The following is a 1,171-nucleotide window of genomic DNA, read 5'->3' on the forward strand; positions in this document are numbered from 1 at the left end:
GCTCGAGTCCGGCTTCCTCCAGCGCCCGGCCGCCCGGCAGCACCCTGCCCTGGTACTCGGCCTCTCCCTCGCCGATCAGGACCAGGGCCACATGGGCGAACAGGCAGAGATCGCTCTCGCCCTGCGAGCCATGGCGCGGCACGCGCGGATGCACCGCCCGGTCCAGCAGCGCCGCGAGCGCAGTGAACAGGGCGGGTGAGATGCCGGATCCCCCCTGGCTCAGCATGGCGAGGCGGGCGGCCATCGCCGCCCGCACCGTCCGGGTCGGCAGAGGCAGGCCCATGGCCACCGCCCGGCCCCGGACCAGGAGCGTCTGGAAGGCCGCCGCTTCCAGCCCGTTCGGATACCCGGTCAGGTCATGACCGACCTTCGCACCCAGCCCGGTGTTCAGGCCATAGATCCGGGTCCCGCCCGCAGCCGCGCGGTCCAGCGCCCGGCGCGCCGCGCCCAGGCGCTCCAGCAGATCCGGGGCCGGCGCCGTGCGCGCCTGCCCGCCCGCCAGTTGCACGATGTCCCGAATGCGAACGGGCCCGGCCCCCAACGGCACCATGCTCACGCGTAGCGCAGCCTCTGGCCAAGGCCCAGCCGCTCGGCCTTATCGAGCATCAGGTGGCCAAGCGCGATATCGCTGAGCGAGAGGCCGCGATGCCAGAACAGGATGGTCTCATCCGGCCGCTCCCGGCCGGGCTTTTCTCCGGCCACGATCTGGCCCAGCTCGGCATGGAGGTTCGCTTCAGACAGCCGGCCGCTGTCGACATGGGCGCGCAGGGCGCCGAGCTTGCCGGCACGCGCCTGGCCCCAGTCGTCGACCACGATCTTGGCCATGATGTCGGTGAGCGACAACTCCACGGCGCTCATGGTGCCGTAGGGGATCACCAGTGCACCCGGCTTGATCCACTGGGTCTTCAGCAGCGGCTCAGGGGCAAGCAGGCGCGAGGCCTCGACCACGATGTCGGCACCTTCCACACAGCTTTGCCAGTCGGCGGCCACGCGGACCGGCTTGCCCAGGTCCCGGGACAGGCGTTCGGCGAAGCCGTCGCGGCTTTCCGGGCGGCGCGAATGCACCCGGATCTCGGCGAAGTCGAACAGCCGGTCGAGCAGGCGGACGTTCCAGTAGGACGTCCCGCGCGCGCCGACATGGCCCAGCACCTTCGGGGCGGGCGGCGCTAGA

Annotated in this window: 1 protein-coding gene and 1 pseudogene; both read right to left on the reverse strand. The window is 71.8% G+C overall.

Annotated features, from left to right (window positions below):
* Window positions 1-550: aromatic amino acid lyase (locus EQG76_RS01725; RefSeq protein WP_235031156.1), on the reverse strand; the 550-nt coding region annotated here is incomplete at its 3' end.
* Window positions 551-552: 2 nt separating this feature from the next.
* A pseudogene (locus EQG76_RS01730) lies at window positions 553-1,171 on the reverse strand (ornithine cyclodeaminase family protein); the annotation flags it as partial.

The sequence above is a fragment of the Geminicoccus flavidas genome (assembly GCF_009806515.1).
Lineage (GTDB): Bacteria > Pseudomonadota > Alphaproteobacteria > Geminicoccales > Geminicoccaceae > Geminicoccus > Geminicoccus flavidus.